Here is a 14,532-nt window from a genome sequence, read left to right as displayed (position 1 = left end):
GCACCACCGTGACTGACACAGTCGACACGACCAACCTGACTCTGAGCGCCAGCAACTCGGTGGCCGAAGGCGGCTCGATCGTTTACACCGCCACCCTGACCAACGCTGCCGGCACTCCGGTCACCGTGACGCTGAGCAACGGCGCCGTGATCACCATCGACGCCGGCAAAACCACCGGCACCGCGACCGTTGCCGCCCCGTCCGAAGACTTTTACAAAGACGCCGGCACGGTCCAAGCGAGCATCAGCACAGCCACCGGTGGCAACTTCGAGAACCTGGTTCCGAACAAAACGGCGGTCGTGACCAACGTCACCGACACCCTCGACAAGACCGAAGTCAGCATCACCGGCAGCACCTCGGTAACCGAGGGCCAGACCGCCAGCTACACCGTCAGCCTGACTAACCCGGCGCAGACTGAAGTCACTCTGAAAATCGTCTACAGCGGCACCGCCGCTGACGGTTCGGATTTCACCGGCGTATACACCGTGAAGATCCCGGCGGGCGCCAGCAGCGCGAGTTTCAACGTCGCGACCCTGGACGACAGGATCACCGAGGGCACTGAAAACTTCGTGGTCAAGATCGACTCGGCCACCGGTGGCAACTTCGAGAACCTGGCGATCAGTGCGTCCAACGGCAGCGTCAGCACCTCGATCATCGACAACGACGCGCCGCCGGTGCTCGACCTGGATGCCAACAACTCCAGCGGCGCCACCGGTGCCAACTACAACGTGACGTTCACCGAAGGCACCACCGGCCAAGGAGTATCGATCGGCGACACCGACCTGAAAATCACCGACCCGGACAGCACTCTGCTGACCGGCGCGACCATCGTGCTGACCAACCGTCAGGATGGTGATGCGCTGAACCTGGGCAACAGCGTCAACGGCATCACCATCAATGCCAACAGCACGAATGGCACGGTCACGCTGACCCTGTCCGGTAACGCGACACTTGCCGACTACATGCAGCAGATCAAGAACATCAGCTTCACCAACAACAGTGAGGATCCGAGCAGCGTGCCGCGGATCATCACCGTGACGGTCACTGATGGCAGCAACTACTCCAACACCGCGACCACCACCGTCAACGTAGTCGGCGTGAACGACGCACCGATCGCCGCACCGGTTAACGTCACCGGCACCGAAGACACGCCGCTGATCCTCGGCTGGTCGACCTTCGGCGTCAGTGATGTCGACAGCACCGCCGCCAACCTCGGTGTGAAAATCACCCAGCTGCCGGGCGAAGGCAAATTGCAATTCCTGGCCACCGACGGCAAGACCTGGACCGATGTTACGAACAACCAGACGTTCAGCAAGGCTGACATCGACGCTGGCAAGTTGCGCTTCCTGCCGGATACCAATGAGTCCGGCAGCGACGGCTACAACCCCGGCCTGGGCAACATCAAGGCCGACTACGCACAGATCCAATTCCAGCCAACCGACGGCTCGCTGCTGGGCAACACCGGCACAATCAAAATCGACATCACACCCGTGGCCGACGCCCCGTCCCTGAGTGTTGCCGACAACAGCGTCAAATCCACAGGCCTGATCAAGGAAGTCTGGACCGGCCTGCCGCTCGGCACCGATGGCAGCGGCGCAGCCACTGGTACGCTGAAAAGCATCATCGACGGTGCGGGCAAACCAAACTCCAGTAGCACGGTGACCAACGTGCAGTCCGACGGCAGCGTCGCGGCTGGCACGGCTTCGAAAACCTCCGGCCTGATCTACCTCGAAGCCGGCAAGACTTACACCTTCAGCGGCACCGGCGATGACAGCCTTTTGGTGACCATCGGCGGTAAAAACGTGGCGGCCACGACGTGGGGCGCGGGCGGCAAACTGAACGGTTCGTTCACCCCGACCACCAGCGGTTATTACACCCTGGACATTTACCACCACAACCAGAGCGGCCCGGGTAGCTATGACGTCAACCTGTCGGTCAACGGCAGTGCCGCGGTCGACCTGAGCAGCGCCGGCGTGCCGCTGTACACCGGCGTGGCGGACCTTGCCGCTTCCGGCGTGACGGTGTCCGATTTGCACGGCACCAGCGGCGAAGGCTACTACGAAGGCTACAAACTCAATGAAGCCGCGGAAGGCACCAGCGTTCATCTGTCCGCGATCAAGACGGCCCTGACGGATATCGACGGCTCCGAAAGCCTGAGCGTGAAGATCAGCGGCATCCCGGCGGGCTCAGTACTGACCGATGGCGCCGGCCACACGTTCACCGTCAGCGCGACGTCCGGCGAAGCCAACGTTACGGGCTGGAACCTCGGCACCCTGACCGTCACTCCGCCGCCTTACTACAATGGCCAGTTCAACCTGACCGTGACCTCGACCTCCACCGAATCGTTCGGCGGTTCGGCGCAAAGCACCGCGACAATCCCGGTCACGGTTTACCCGGCGGTCTACAACGCCGTCACCGCCACGGCGGCTGACGACACCATCACCGGCACCGACGGCAACGACATCATGGTCGCCGACATCGGCGGGCTGACCGTGGTGCCGGGCACCAACTACAACATCGCGTTCATGGTCGACAGCTCGGGCAGCATGAGCGCGTCGTCGATCAACTCAGCCAAGGACTCGCTGACCTCGGTGTTCAACACCCTCAAGCAGAGCATGGGCGGCAATTCAGGGACGGTGAACATTTTCCTCGCGGACTTCGATAACCAGGTCAACAAGTCTGTTTCGGTGAACCTGAACGATCCGAATGCGCTGATCCTGCTCAAAGCGGTGCTGGATTCGATGGCTTCCGGCGGCGGCACCAACTACGAGGACGTGTTCAAAACCACGGCTAACTGGTTCCAGAGTGCCGACGCGATGGCCAACACCGGTGCGAAGAACCTCACGTACTTCATCACCGACGGCAAGCCGACCTATTACCAGAGCGGCGAGCAAACCAACCCGACCTTGTTCGGCAATGTGAAGCTCGATGACGTCATTACCACCACCAATTACAAATTGGGGCAGACCTATTCCAGCTACCTGGACAGCACTCACTACCTGACCATCGACAGCGCCGGCAATGTCACGCTGCAGACTCAGAAAAACTCGGGGCGCTGGAACAGCGACGAACTGGGCACCCTCCATGCCGAGGGTAACGGCACGTACGAGCTGTCCTATCACGATGGTACCGGCAGCAGCACCGACTCCACTGCCATCAACAACTCAACCAGCAGTTTCACATTGCTGAATAACGTGTCGACGGTGGAAGCGATCGGCCTGAACAAGGACGTCACCCTCGGCGACCTCAAGCCGTACGACTCGGATCAAACGCCACAAACCAACATCGACCCGAAAGACCTGGCCAACTCGATCATCGGTCACACCGAAGCGACGCAACCAGGTGCCGACACGGTCAATGGCGGTGACGGCAACGACATCCTGTTCGGCGATCTGGTGAGCTTCAACGGTGTCTCCGGTGAGGGTTATCAGGCCATGCAGGCGTTCGTCGCCCAGCAAACCGGCGTAGATGTCAGCAAAGTCACCACCAGCAACGTGCACCAGTTCATCACCGAGCACTACACCGCGTTCGATGTGTCCGGGGCGCACGACGGTAATGACTCGCTGCTGGGCGGTGCCGGCAATGACATTCTCTTCGGCCAGGGTGGCAACGACCTTCTCGACGCCGGCAAGGGCAATGACATCCTGCTCGGTGGCAGCGGTAACGACTCGCTGATGGGCGGTCAGGGCAACGATATTCTGATCGGTGGTTCGGGTGCCGACACCTTCGTCTGGAAGGCTGGCGACACCGGCAGCGACGTGATCAAGGACTTCAAGGCCAGCGAGGGCGACCGCATCGACTTGCGCGATCTGCTGCAGGGTGAAACCGGCAGCACCATCGACAACTTCCTGAAGATCACCACCGTGGATGGCGTTTCGTCCCTGCAAGTCAGCTCCGCCGGCAAATTCAACGGCGCCGACGCCGCAGCGGCAGCACCGGATGTGACGATCAAGCTGGAAGGCAACAACTGGTCCAGCGCCAACATTAACTCGTTGATTGCCGGCAGTGACCCGACCATCAAAATCGATCACAACAACAGCTGATCCAACGAAAAACGGCCGCCCTTATGGGGCGGCCGTCACGTTTGCGCCCAACACCCCGGTGACGATTTCGTCGCCGCACCGCATACTCGCGTCCAGTTGGCCTATGCTGCTGACAGCATGACGCTGGTCCATTTCCGAGGGATGTTCAATGTTCTACGTGCAACGCGATGCGCAAGGTCAGTTAGTGCGCGTGGAAGCCGCGGCCTACGCCGAGGCCACGGAAACGCTGCCAGCCGACCACCATGAAATCCAGGCCTGGTACGCCAACGAGGTAGTGGAAACCAGTCTCAAACAGCTCAAGCAGAGCGACCTGGAAATGATCCGGGTACTCGACGACTTGATCCAGGTGTTGACCAGCAAGGGGGTGATCCGCGTCACCGACCTGCCGGCCGCCGCCCAGGCCAAGCTGATGGACCGGTCACACGCCCGTGAAGCGTTGGGTGGGTTGAGTCAATTGATCGATGATGATGAGACGGGGTTGATCTAGCGCCCCGTTGTTGTCTGTACGGACGCCTTCGCGAGCAAGTCGAATCGTCGCACCGCCGCTCCCACATTAGATCTTCAGCGAACACAGCATGTGTGAGCAGCCGAGATTCAATGTGGGAGCGGCGGTGCGACGATTCGACTTGCTCGCGAAGGCGGACTGATTGACGATTCAGCTATGAAGCCTTACTTCCAAGGCTTCGGCTCACCAAACAACTGCCCCTGAACCCCATACAACCCCATCTCACGAATCACCATCAACTCCCCTTCCGTCTCGACCCGCTCGGCAATCAACGGCAAATCGATGCTGTGCGCCGCCCGCTGAATCGCCTCGATGAACAGGCGCTTGTCGCTCTCCTGATCAATCGCCCGGATGTAACTGCCGTCGATCTTCAGATACGCCAACCCAAGCCGCGCCAGGTTGCCGATCATGCTGAAGCGCCCGCCAAAGCGTTGCAGGCTCAGGGAGAACCCGAGTTCGTGCAGGCGTCGCGTCAGCTCTTCCAGCATGGCTTGCTCCGGCAACTGCTCCTCACCGATTTCCAGGGTCAATCGCTCCCCGAGATCCGAATGCTGACGCAGGATTTCGAAGACTTTATTCAATGCCTGCGGATCGGTCAGCGTCGCTGAAGACAGGTTCAGTGCCAGCGACTCTTCATGGTCAGCCATCTGCTCAAGCACCAGCTCCAACATCAGACGGTCCAACCGCGCGGTCCAGCCAAAGCGCTCGAGCCACGGCAGGAAGCGCCCGGCGGGAATGGTTTGGCCCTCGTCGTCGATCAAACGCGACAGCACCTTGTAGTGCAGCACCAACTGCGTGTCCTGGGCGGCCACCACCGGCTGGAAATACAGCTCGAAACGCTGCTGGCTCAACGCCTTTTCCAGTAAGTTGTGCCAGGCATGATGGTCGTCGCCGACGCTGGCCGACGCGCTGTGATCCAGGCAAACCCAGCTCGAATCGCCCTGGCCTTCCGCCTGAGCCAACGCCTGGTCGCCCAGCCCGAGCACCGCTTGCGGGGAGTCGCCATAAATAAACGGCGCCAGCCCGATCGAGGCCACCGAGGCCACGTCGGTGGCGCCGGTCGCGTGCAGGCTCGCCAAGGCACTGTCGAGGTTCTGCGCCAGTTGCAGCGCTTCTTCGCGCACCAGCCCCGGCGCAAGCACGGCGAACTCACCGCCGCGAATCCGCGTCACGAGGTTCAGGGTTTCCGGGTATTTGGCGCACTCTCGGGACAGCTGCTCGCCCACCGCTTTCAACAATTGGTCAGTGCGTTGACCGCCCAACCGCTGGTTCAACCCGGCCAGGTCCCTGACCCGCAATAGCAGCAAATAACCGGAACTCGCCTGCTCCGGATTGCTCACTCGGGCGTTCAATTGCATCTCGAAATAACGACGGTTGGCCAGCCCCGTCAGGTTGTCCTGATAGGACTCGGCCCGCAGCTTTTCACTGCGCTCGGCCTGTTCCTGGAACAGCGCTTTAAGCTTCTCGACCATCTGGTTCATGGCCTGCACGACTCGCCGCAGTTCCGGCGTGCGCGGCAGTTCCGGCAGGCTGAGGAATTCGCGGCGAGCGATGGCGTGGGATTGCTTGACCATGTAATCCAGCGGCTTCAGTTGCCGGCGCAACAACAGCGCGCCCAGCACCGCGCTCACCGCACCGCAGATCAGCAACCAGCCAAGACTGCCCAGCGCGCTCTGCCAGAGTTTGGCCAACGCGAACATCGGATGGCTGACCACCTCGACCCGCGCCGCCTGCTCCCAGCCACGGCTGACGAGGGCATCACCACCGGCCGCTTCCAGCCCGATCATTTTGACGAACCAGTCCGGCACGTTGTTCACCGCTGGAATGCCGTTGCGCTCGACGATGGTCTGTTCGGTCTTGAGGTCGACCACGCGGATGCTCGCGTAATAACCGCTGTCGAAGATCGAACTGACCAGCAACTCGACCATCGCCGGGTCGTCGATATTCGGCGTCAGGGACAGTGCCAATGCCGTCGCGGCGTCCTGAGCGTGGGAGCGCAACTGGTTGACGTATTGGGTGCGCGAGCTTTCCAGGCTGACCACGAAGCTACCGGTGAAGGCGATCACCAGGAACAGACAGATAGCGATCAACAGCTGTTTGAACAAGGACATCTGAGCGCGTGCTCCTAGTTAGTCGTCTCGACCGGGAAACCTTCGGCCTGCATTTTCTTCAACACATCCTGCCAACGAGACAGGCGTTTGGTGTCACCGACTTTCTTGTTGCCCTTGGCGCCCGGCAACCACAACCCTTCGGCATTAAAAGAGTAGACCGGCAGCAAATCGGTTCGTTGGCTGGCCGGTTTGATCGCATCAATCAGGCTGTCGAGTACCAGCGGCATAGCCTCGGGGCTTGAGTAGTAGGTCAACACCATGTGCGCTCGATTCAGGCGCAAGGCCTTGACGTACGTGATGCGCAGCTTGTCACTGGCAACGCCGAGATGGCGCAGGCTGAAATACTTGGCGATCGCGTAATCTTCGCAATCGCCGGCGCCCTTCCACAGGGCTTCGATGGGTGTTTCCCAATAATCGACCTCGTGCCACAGGTCGATGTCTTCCTCGTAACGCATCTGCTTGTTGAAGAACTGGTTGACCAATTTAAGCTGTTCGAGCTCGCCAACTTGCTTTTGCGTGACCAATAAGTGCTGCCAGGCATCAATGCGTGGCTGTCCTTCGCCCAATGGCCCGTACAATGCCTGCGCGCGACGGCTGATCAGCGAAAAATCCCAATCGGCATGCAGCCCGCCCAGCATAACGCCGGCCAGCAGCAACGCGCAGCACAGCCAGCGCAAAGTCCGAGGGATCGCGAAACGTACCGCCAATGCGAGGCATCCAGATCAGGCAGGTGGAAATCGGTCGATGGTGCAGGTTAGCCCGGTAAAAGACAATGGCACGGTGAGATCACTGCTGGCGCGCTAAACTTTGTATGGCAGGTGCCATAAAAAACATCGCGGCCACGTCAGGGCGATCTTTTGTCCGTTTGACAACCTGTCAGGCAGTCACTAGTGTCCCCTTGGATCCAAATTTATTTCAGTCAAACAGGGTGCGTAGTTGTGACACAGAAGCCCAATCCTCTGAACAGCATCAAGGTCAACGGGCCGATTCCCGCTCACCTGGCACGCTCGGTGATCGAAGAAACCCTGCGTTCGGCCATTCTCGACGGTCGCATTCCCTGCGGCACCGCCCTGCGTCAGCAAGATTTGGCCGATCTTTTCGGTGTCAGCCGCATGCCGGTGCGCGAAGCCTTGCGCCAGCTAGAAGCCCAGGCGCTGCTCAACGTCATCGCCCATAAAGGCGCCGTGGTCGCACCGCTGGTTCAGGGCGATGCCGTGGAAACCTACGCGCTGCGGATCCTGCTGGAATCCGAAGCGTTGCGCCTGTCGATCCCGTTACTGGTCAATGAGGATCTCGAACAGGCTGCCCGCTACATCGACGACCTGGAAACGCAAAACAACTACACCGAAATCGGCCGGCTCAATCGGCTCTTCCACATGGCGCTGTACTGCAAGGCGCCGAACCAACGGCTGTTGAGGCTGGTGGAAGACGGATTGAACGAAGAGGAGCGCTTCCTGCGCTTCAACCTGGAAGCCATGGGCCTGGGCAAACTGTCCCAGGAAGACCACCGGGCGCTGTTGCTGGCCGTCGAAGTCCGGGACGTCGAGCGCGCGGTGAAGTTGCTCGAACAACACCTCAACCGGGGCGTCGAGGTCATCACACGCTACCTCAACAGCCCCGAAGCGCTGAACAAGAAAACCTCCAAGTAAACCGCGCCGGCAAGCCTGAGCGAGCAGATCGAACTGCTCGTTCTCGCTTACCACGCTGCGCTGCGCCCCTCCCCAAAGCCCTGCCCTCGATTTACCCCTCTCAAGACCAACAATGACTCCGAGTCGATGACGCGCCAGTGATAGCGGCTGTCGTGATTTACGCTCACTCTTGGGCTGCCAACAAATAATGAACGGGCGACGCACCGCACGAGCGGCGCAGTCCCCGCACCAAGAACCTACGGAAGGAGTCTTGCCACGGGAAAGGAAGAACCGGCGTTGATCCCAGCCAACTTCCGCCCCCTCAGTCCACGTCGACGATTCAGTTAGAAAGTTGCTTCGAGTGAGGCATTCACTCTTCATTTTAATTCTGACTTATATAAGCCGGAAGGAGTAACTACATCCAAATAAAACTCTAATAAATAGTTTTATTGGAACTTGTCGCGCGCGAGAAAGTACAACTTTCAAATAATATAAAAATAACTTGCCCGACACTTTGTTCATGTATTAGTTTTTCTCCGCCGCCTTGAATACCGGCACCAGGCCGTCACTTAACGACGCATTGAAACTTACCCATATCAATTCGCTTGAGGCATCCGCTCGCCAGCAGAAAGCATTAACTAATGATCGCTTATTCATTAAAACGCAACGGTATATCCAATTCACTTATAGGCTCGCCCATGAAACCGACTAAAGACCGTCTCAACCAGAAGAAAGCAGAACTTAGCGCTCATCCGATCTTCTCTGAAATCAACTCACTGTCGGTATTGCAACGTTTCATGGAAACCCATGTGTTTGCAGTATGGGATTTCATGTCACTGACCAAACGCCTGCAACAGGAACTGACCTGCGTCCAGCTGCCCTGGCTGCCACCGCGAGATCCGCAGGCAGCGCGTTTGATCAACGAGATCGTGCTGGGTGAAGAGTCCGATGATCGTCCAGCTCACGGTCACTACAGCCATTTCGAGTTGTACCTTGATGCCATGCGTGAAGTCGGCGCCAGCACGGCGGTGGTCGAGCGCTTCGTCGCGCTGCAAAAAGAAGGCGTGAGTTACGACGTGGCACTGCAAAGCGTGGACGTCGATCCGGCGGCAGCGCAGTTCGTGCGCAACACGTTGCACACCGCGTTGCATGCGCCGGGGCACAGCGTTGCGGCGGCATTTCTGCATGGTCGCGAGAGCGTCATCCCGCAGATGTTCCAGCGAATTCTTGATGACTGGGGCATCGGCATCGAACAGGCGCCGACCTTCCGCTACTACCTCGAACGGCACATCGAAGTCGATTCCGAAGACCATGGCCCCGCCGCTGAAAAACTCCTCGCCCGGCTGGTCAATGGCGATCCGCAACGCGAGGAAGACGTCTACGCCAGCGCCATCGCCGCCGTCGAAAGCCGAATCGCCCTGTGGGATGGCCTGCGCCTGAGCATGAGCGAACCGGTTGCCGAGGTGAATGCATGAACGCCGCCGACTACCAATCCTTCGCCGATGCCTGGGAAAGCCGCGCGACCATCCGTACCCGTCCCCGGCGGGTGCTGGAGAACGACGACAAACTGATCTACCCGTTGAGCCGCCAACCGTTGGTGCTGAGCGAAACCTTCCTGCGCGAATGCCCGGAGCAGCGCGACTTTGCGCTGGTGCAGACGCTCTACAAATTCATCAACGACGTGGTGATTTTCGAAACCGAAATCGTCGACAAGACCGCCCGCAGCATCGCCAAGAATCGCTTCGCCGTGGCCTTCCCGTTCGCCTGCCGCTACGACGCCATGACCGTGGTGGTGGACGAGGACTACCACGCGCTGGTGGCAATGGACTTCATGCAACAGACCGTCGCCATGACCGGCATCACGCCCATCGAACTGCCGGATGAAATCGAACTCAGCCGAGCCATTCCAGCGGCCGTGGCCCTTGCGCCGGAACACCTGCGCAGCGCCGTGGAATTGATCTGCGTGGCCATCGCCGAGAACACCGTGACCGGCGATGTCGCCGCGTTCGCCAAGGACGACACGGTCAAGCATTCAATCAAGGGCCTGATGGCCGACCACTTGCTCGACGAAGGTCGCCACTCCGGGTTCTGGGCGCGGCTGGTGCGAATCTACTGGCACACCGCGAGCGAAGACGACCGCCGCTGTATCGCGCACATCCTGCCGGTGTTCATTGGCCATTACCTGACCAACGACATCCAGAAATCGTTCGACTTCCGCCTGATCGACGCCTTGCAGATCAGCGACGCCGCACGCCAGGCCCTCAAGAGCGAAGTGTCGGGGCTGGCCTTCCCGATCAATCGCCATCACCCGCTGGTCGCCAACATCGTGCGGTTTTTCCGCAGCAGTTCGCTGCTCGATTCGCCGTGCGTGCAAGACGCCCTCAGCGATTACCTGGTTTAACGAGGAGCCCATCATGAGACGTCTCGACATTCTGCTCATTGGACACAGCCAGGCCCTGACCGCCCTGGCGCTGGAACTTGAACAACACGGTCATTCTCTGGTGCGCCTGACAGCCGTCGACGAGCAGCCGTTGGGTAACGCTGATTTGCTGATCGACGACGCCAGCCTGCCTGTTCAAGACGTCGGCGATGTGCCGCGACTGACGCTGCAACTGGGTATCGGTGTGCCTGGGGTTTCTGGCCTGCCGCCGCTGGACGTGCTGTGCACCTACGGTTCAACGCTGTTCACTCGCGTGCCTATCACCGACGAACCTTCGGGCAATGGCCAGGCATTTCGCCTGCGTGCAGTGACGGAATTGGTCGATCACGTGGCGCTGCTGGTCAGCCGTTTCTGTCGCGATGCCGACTATTTTCTATTGGCCGACCCTGCTGCTCCCGCTCACTTCGAGCACGTGGAAAACCTGCTCTATTTGGAGAACCTCGCGTTTTTCCATCGGCTCAACCTCACGGCGGCTCCCGCGTTGCTAGAGCTCAGCAAAATCCCGATGATCGAGCGCCTTGAGCGGCGCTTCATCCAGTGTGCCGAACGACCCGCGCTAAACATTGCCGGCTCATCCCTGAGCTATCGGCATTTGCACGCCCACAGCCGCGCGATCCAGCAGCGTTTGCAGCCGTTGCTCGCTCAGCATCGCGGGCCGTTGGTGATCGGGATCTGCCTGCCAAAATGCAGCGCGTTGTACGCGGGGATTCTCGCGGTTCTTGGCAGTGGCGCGGTGTACCTGCCGCTGGAGCCGAGCCATCCCCTGCAACGTCAGCAGTACATTCTGGAAAACGCCGGGGCAGTGTTGCTGCTGCATGACGGTGAACATCCGCTCGCGGCGCAAATGCCGGGACTCGACATCAGCCGCATCGACATCGGTGACGTGGATCTCGATCAACCCTTGATGCACCAACGACCCGATCCAGATGCGCCGTGCATGGCGCTCTATACCTCGGGCACCACCGGCCATCCCAAAGGCGTGTTGCTCAGCCAGGCCAACCTCGCGCACTTCACCGCGTGGTACGCCGACTATGTGCAGCTGACCGAACAGAGCCGCGTGCTGCAGTTTTCGTCGTTGAGTTTCGACTCGTCGCTGATCGATATCTTCCCGACCCTGCTCCAGGGCGCCGAGCTGATCGTGCCCGGTGACGATCAGCGCCGCGATCCGTTGCAACTGGTCGAGCTGATCCGCCATCAACAACTGAGTCACGCCTTTTTGCCTCCGGCGTTGTTGAGCATCCTGCCGCTGGATCAATTGCAATGCCTCGATCACGTGATGACCGGCGGCGATGTCTGCGAACCCTACGTCATCGAGCAGCTCACCCGTCAGGGCAACCTCTACAACCTCTATGGCCCTACGGAAGCGACGGTGTTGATTACCGCGCGGCAACTGCGCACCGGCGACAGTAACCGCACCCTCGGCGCGCCTATCGCTAACAGTCAGGTGTTGATTCTCGATGAGGATTTTCACCCGGTGGCCGAACAAACCGTCGGCGAGTTGTACATCGTCGGTCCGGGCGTGTGCCTGGGCTACCTGAACAACCCGCAGCAGACCGCCGAACGTTATCTGAACCTGAGCCTGCCGGATGGCCAGAGCCTGCGCGCCTACCGTACCGGCGACATGGCGAAGTGGACCCGCGACGGCATCGAGCTGTGCGGACGGCGGGACAATCAGGTGAAGATTCGCGGCTTTCGGGTCGAACCAGAAGAGATCGAACGCTGCCTGCGCGACAGTCAGTTGTACCGCCAAGTGGCAGTGGTTATCGACAGCCATCGACGGATTCTGGCGTTCCTCGCGCAGCCTCAGGAGGATCAACCCGGCACCGCTCGCGAAGCGCTGAAAGCCCACTCGATGCAGTTTCTGCCGGATTACATGCAGCCCACCGCATGGACCGAATTGCCGAGTATGCCATTCGCCAGCAACGGCAAAGTCGACCGCAAGGCGCTGCTGGCGATGCCCGTGAATGTCTCCGAAAACACGCTGCGGCGCTTACCCGCCAGTGCCGATGAGGCGTTGTTGTTGGAGATTTGGGCTGAATTGCTGGAGCTGCCGGCCAGCGATATTTCTACCGACGAAAGTTTCTTCAACCTGGGCGGCCACTCGATCCTGCTGTCGCGCATGCTCTTGCGTTTGCGGGAAGAGTTCGGTCGCAGCATCTCGATCAACCGCTTCATCGAATTGCCGACCATTGCCAAGTTGGCGACCTTGGTGCGCGGCTCCGGCACCGAAGAGGTATTGAGCGAAAAAGCCTTGGCCGATGCCTTCCGCGAACTGGATATTCAGCCGTTGCCAGTCAACCGTATGGGCGATGTGCACAAGGTGATCGTTACCGGCGCCAACAGCTTTGTCGGCGTGCACATCGTCGAAGCGTTGCTCGCCTGGGGCGCCAGCGAAGTCGCCTGCCTGGTGCGCGATGTCGGTGGGCAATCGGCGACCGAGCGTTTTGCCCATGCGCTGCGAGAAAACCGTCTGGAGCATCTGGACCTGAGCCGGGTGCGGGTCTATGCGGCGGACATTACGCGTCCGTCATTGGGGCTCGAAGCGGATGTTTACGAGCGACTGGATCGGCAGTTCGGCGCGTTGGTGCACAACGCCGCCAACGTCAATCACGTACTCGATTACGAGTCACTGGCGTGGGACAACGTCGAGCCGATCTTCGAGTGCCTTCGGTTGTGCGAAGGGCGCAGCAAAAAGATCTTCAACTTCGTCTCGACGCTTTCGGCCTCCAGCACGATTGCCGCCGATGGTCGGGTGCTGGAATTGCCCGCCGCGCAAACCCCGCCGATCTACATCAAGAACGGCTACAACCTGTCCAAATGGGTCGGTGAGCGGATCCTCGAACGGGCTCGCGAACGTGGCGTAAGGGTCAATCTTTATCGCCCCGGCAACATCAGTTTCAACAGCCTCACCGGTGTCTGCCAGCCGCACAAGAACCGCTTGATGCTGATGCTCAAAGGCTCGATCCAGCTCGGCCAGGTGCCGGAGTTCGCACTGAATTTCGACCTGATGCCGGTGGATTTTCTCGCACGGTTCATCGCCTTCCATGCCAGCCGTTATTCACCCGAAAAAGCGGTGTTCAACCTGCACAACCCCGAGCCTCTGAGCTGGGATGCCTACGTCGCATCATTTCGTGAGGCGGGGCGGGAGTTTTCCATGGTCAGCGTCGCCGACTGGCAGCAGCAACTGGGCCGGGTCGACAGCGACAACGCGTTGTTCGGCGTGCTCGGTTTCTACCTCAACGGCTTCGAGGAAGACATCGGCGACATCTCAATGATCGGCCACGCCAACGCCCAGGCGGGCGTACGGCAGATGGGCGCGCACTACCCGGAAAAATCCCCGGCGCTGCTGCGTCGCGGCTGCGACTACCTGAAAGAAATCAACTTCATCTGACTCACTCAACCGGAGCAAAACCATGAAAACCCTACAACCCGATACCCTGATCAAAAACCCTCAAGGCTGCCACGTGGTGTCTTCAGTGGAAGTGCCGGCCGATGCCAAGAAGGTCTGGGCAGTGGTCGGTAACTTTGCCGGCTTCGATCAATTCATTCCGGCGCTGTCGCACATCGAGATGACCGGTGAAGGCGTGTCGTCCCTGCGCAAGAAATTCTTCAAGGACGGCAACCTGGTGGTCGAGCAACTCAACGCGCGGGATGACCGGGCGCTGAACATGACCTGGACCACGATTTACAACACCTTGGGCGTGGCCAATTTGTGGGCGGCGATGAGTGTTGAACCGCTGGGTGCGGGCAAATCCCGAGCGACCTGGACCATCATCGCCGAACCCGCACAGGGCGGCGCCGAGGC

The 14,532-nt window shown here is 60.0% G+C and carries 9 protein-coding genes; 7 read left to right on the top strand and 2 right to left on the bottom strand.

The features are described 5' to 3' along the window. Together E3W21_RS05400 and E3W21_RS05395 are read left to right on the top strand one after the other, a co-directional pair. Window positions 1-4,043 (top strand): immunoglobulin-like domain-containing protein (locus E3W21_RS05400; RefSeq protein ID WP_134418723.1); only part of this gene is annotated, 4,043 nt, incomplete at its 5' end. 148 nt (window positions 4,044-4,191) lie between these two features. Continuing rightward, a complete protein-coding gene (locus tag E3W21_RS05395; RefSeq protein ID WP_129439553.1) occupies window positions 4,192-4,530 on the top strand; it encodes a tryptophan synthase subunit beta in 339 nt (112 codons plus the stop codon). A 182-nt stretch (window positions 4,531-4,712) separates the two neighbouring features. Here the strand turns inward: E3W21_RS05395 and lapD are convergent, their stop codons facing one another. Further along, window positions 4,713-6,659: a cyclic di-GMP receptor LapD gene (gene lapD / locus E3W21_RS05390; RefSeq protein ID WP_134418722.1), complete on the bottom strand. Its 1,947-nt coding sequence runs from the start codon at window positions 6,657-6,659 to the stop codon at window positions 4,713-4,715. 14 nt (window positions 6,660-6,673) lie between these two features. Next, a complete protein-coding gene (gene lapG / locus E3W21_RS05385) occupies window positions 6,674-7,366 on the bottom strand; it encodes a cysteine protease LapG (protein WP_134418721.1) in 693 nt (230 codons plus the stop codon). Window positions 7,367-7,597: 231 nt separating this feature from the next. Between lapG and E3W21_RS05380 the strand changes: the two genes are divergently transcribed. The 5 genes from E3W21_RS05380 to E3W21_RS05360 form a co-directional block, all read left to right on the top strand. Beyond that, on the top strand, window positions 7,598-8,308 hold the full coding sequence (locus E3W21_RS05380) for a GntR family transcriptional regulator (protein ID WP_129439559.1): 711 nt from the start codon (window positions 7,598-7,600) through the stop codon (window positions 8,306-8,308). 677 nt (window positions 8,309-8,985) lie between these two features. Beyond that, window positions 8,986-9,762 (top strand): DUF3050 domain-containing protein, encoded by a 777-nt coding sequence (locus tag E3W21_RS05375; RefSeq protein ID WP_129439561.1) that lies wholly within the window; start codon window positions 8,986-8,988, stop codon window positions 9,760-9,762. Next, on the top strand, window positions 9,759-10,688 hold the full coding sequence (locus tag E3W21_RS05370; protein ID WP_134418720.1) for a diiron oxygenase: 930 nt from the start codon (window positions 9,759-9,761) through the stop codon (window positions 10,686-10,688). Before E3W21_RS05375 ends, E3W21_RS05370 begins: the two co-directional genes overlap by 4 nt. Window positions 10,689-10,701: 13 nt before the next feature. Then, window positions 10,702-14,118 carry a non-ribosomal peptide synthetase gene (locus E3W21_RS05365; protein WP_134418719.1) on the top strand — a complete coding sequence of 1,139 codons (3,417 nt, stop codon included), beginning with the start codon at window positions 10,702-10,704 and terminating at the stop codon, window positions 14,116-14,118. Window positions 14,119-14,140: 22 nt separating this feature from the next. Further along, a partial coding sequence (locus tag E3W21_RS05360; RefSeq protein ID WP_134418724.1) for an SRPBCC family protein occupies window positions 14,141-14,532 on the top strand: 392 nt, incomplete at its 3' end.

Source organism: Pseudomonas sp. F01002 (assembly GCF_004402115.1).
GTDB lineage: Bacteria > Pseudomonadota > Gammaproteobacteria > Pseudomonadales > Pseudomonadaceae > Aquipseudomonas > Aquipseudomonas frigoris.
This window is presented reverse-complemented; position numbering and strand designations above follow the sequence as displayed.

Bases quoted from the DNA above. Each gene is read 5' to 3' on its own strand.
- lapD (WP_134418722.1), bottom strand. From the start codon at position 6,659: ATGTCCTTGTTCAAACAGCTGTTGATCGCTATCTGTCTGTTCCTGGTG.
- E3W21_RS05375 (WP_129439561.1), top strand. From the start codon at position 8,986: ATGAAACCGACTAAAGACCGTCTCAACCAGAAGAAAGCAGAACTTAGC.
- E3W21_RS05370 (WP_134418720.1), top strand. From the start codon at position 9,759: ATGAACGCCGCCGACTACCAATCCTTCGCCGATGCCTGGGAAAGCCGC.
- E3W21_RS05395 (WP_129439553.1), top strand. From the start codon at position 4,192: ATGTTCTACGTGCAACGCGATGCGCAAGGTCAGTTAGTGCGCGTGGAA.
- E3W21_RS05365 (WP_134418719.1), top strand. From the start codon at position 10,702: ATGAGACGTCTCGACATTCTGCTCATTGGACACAGCCAGGCCCTGACC.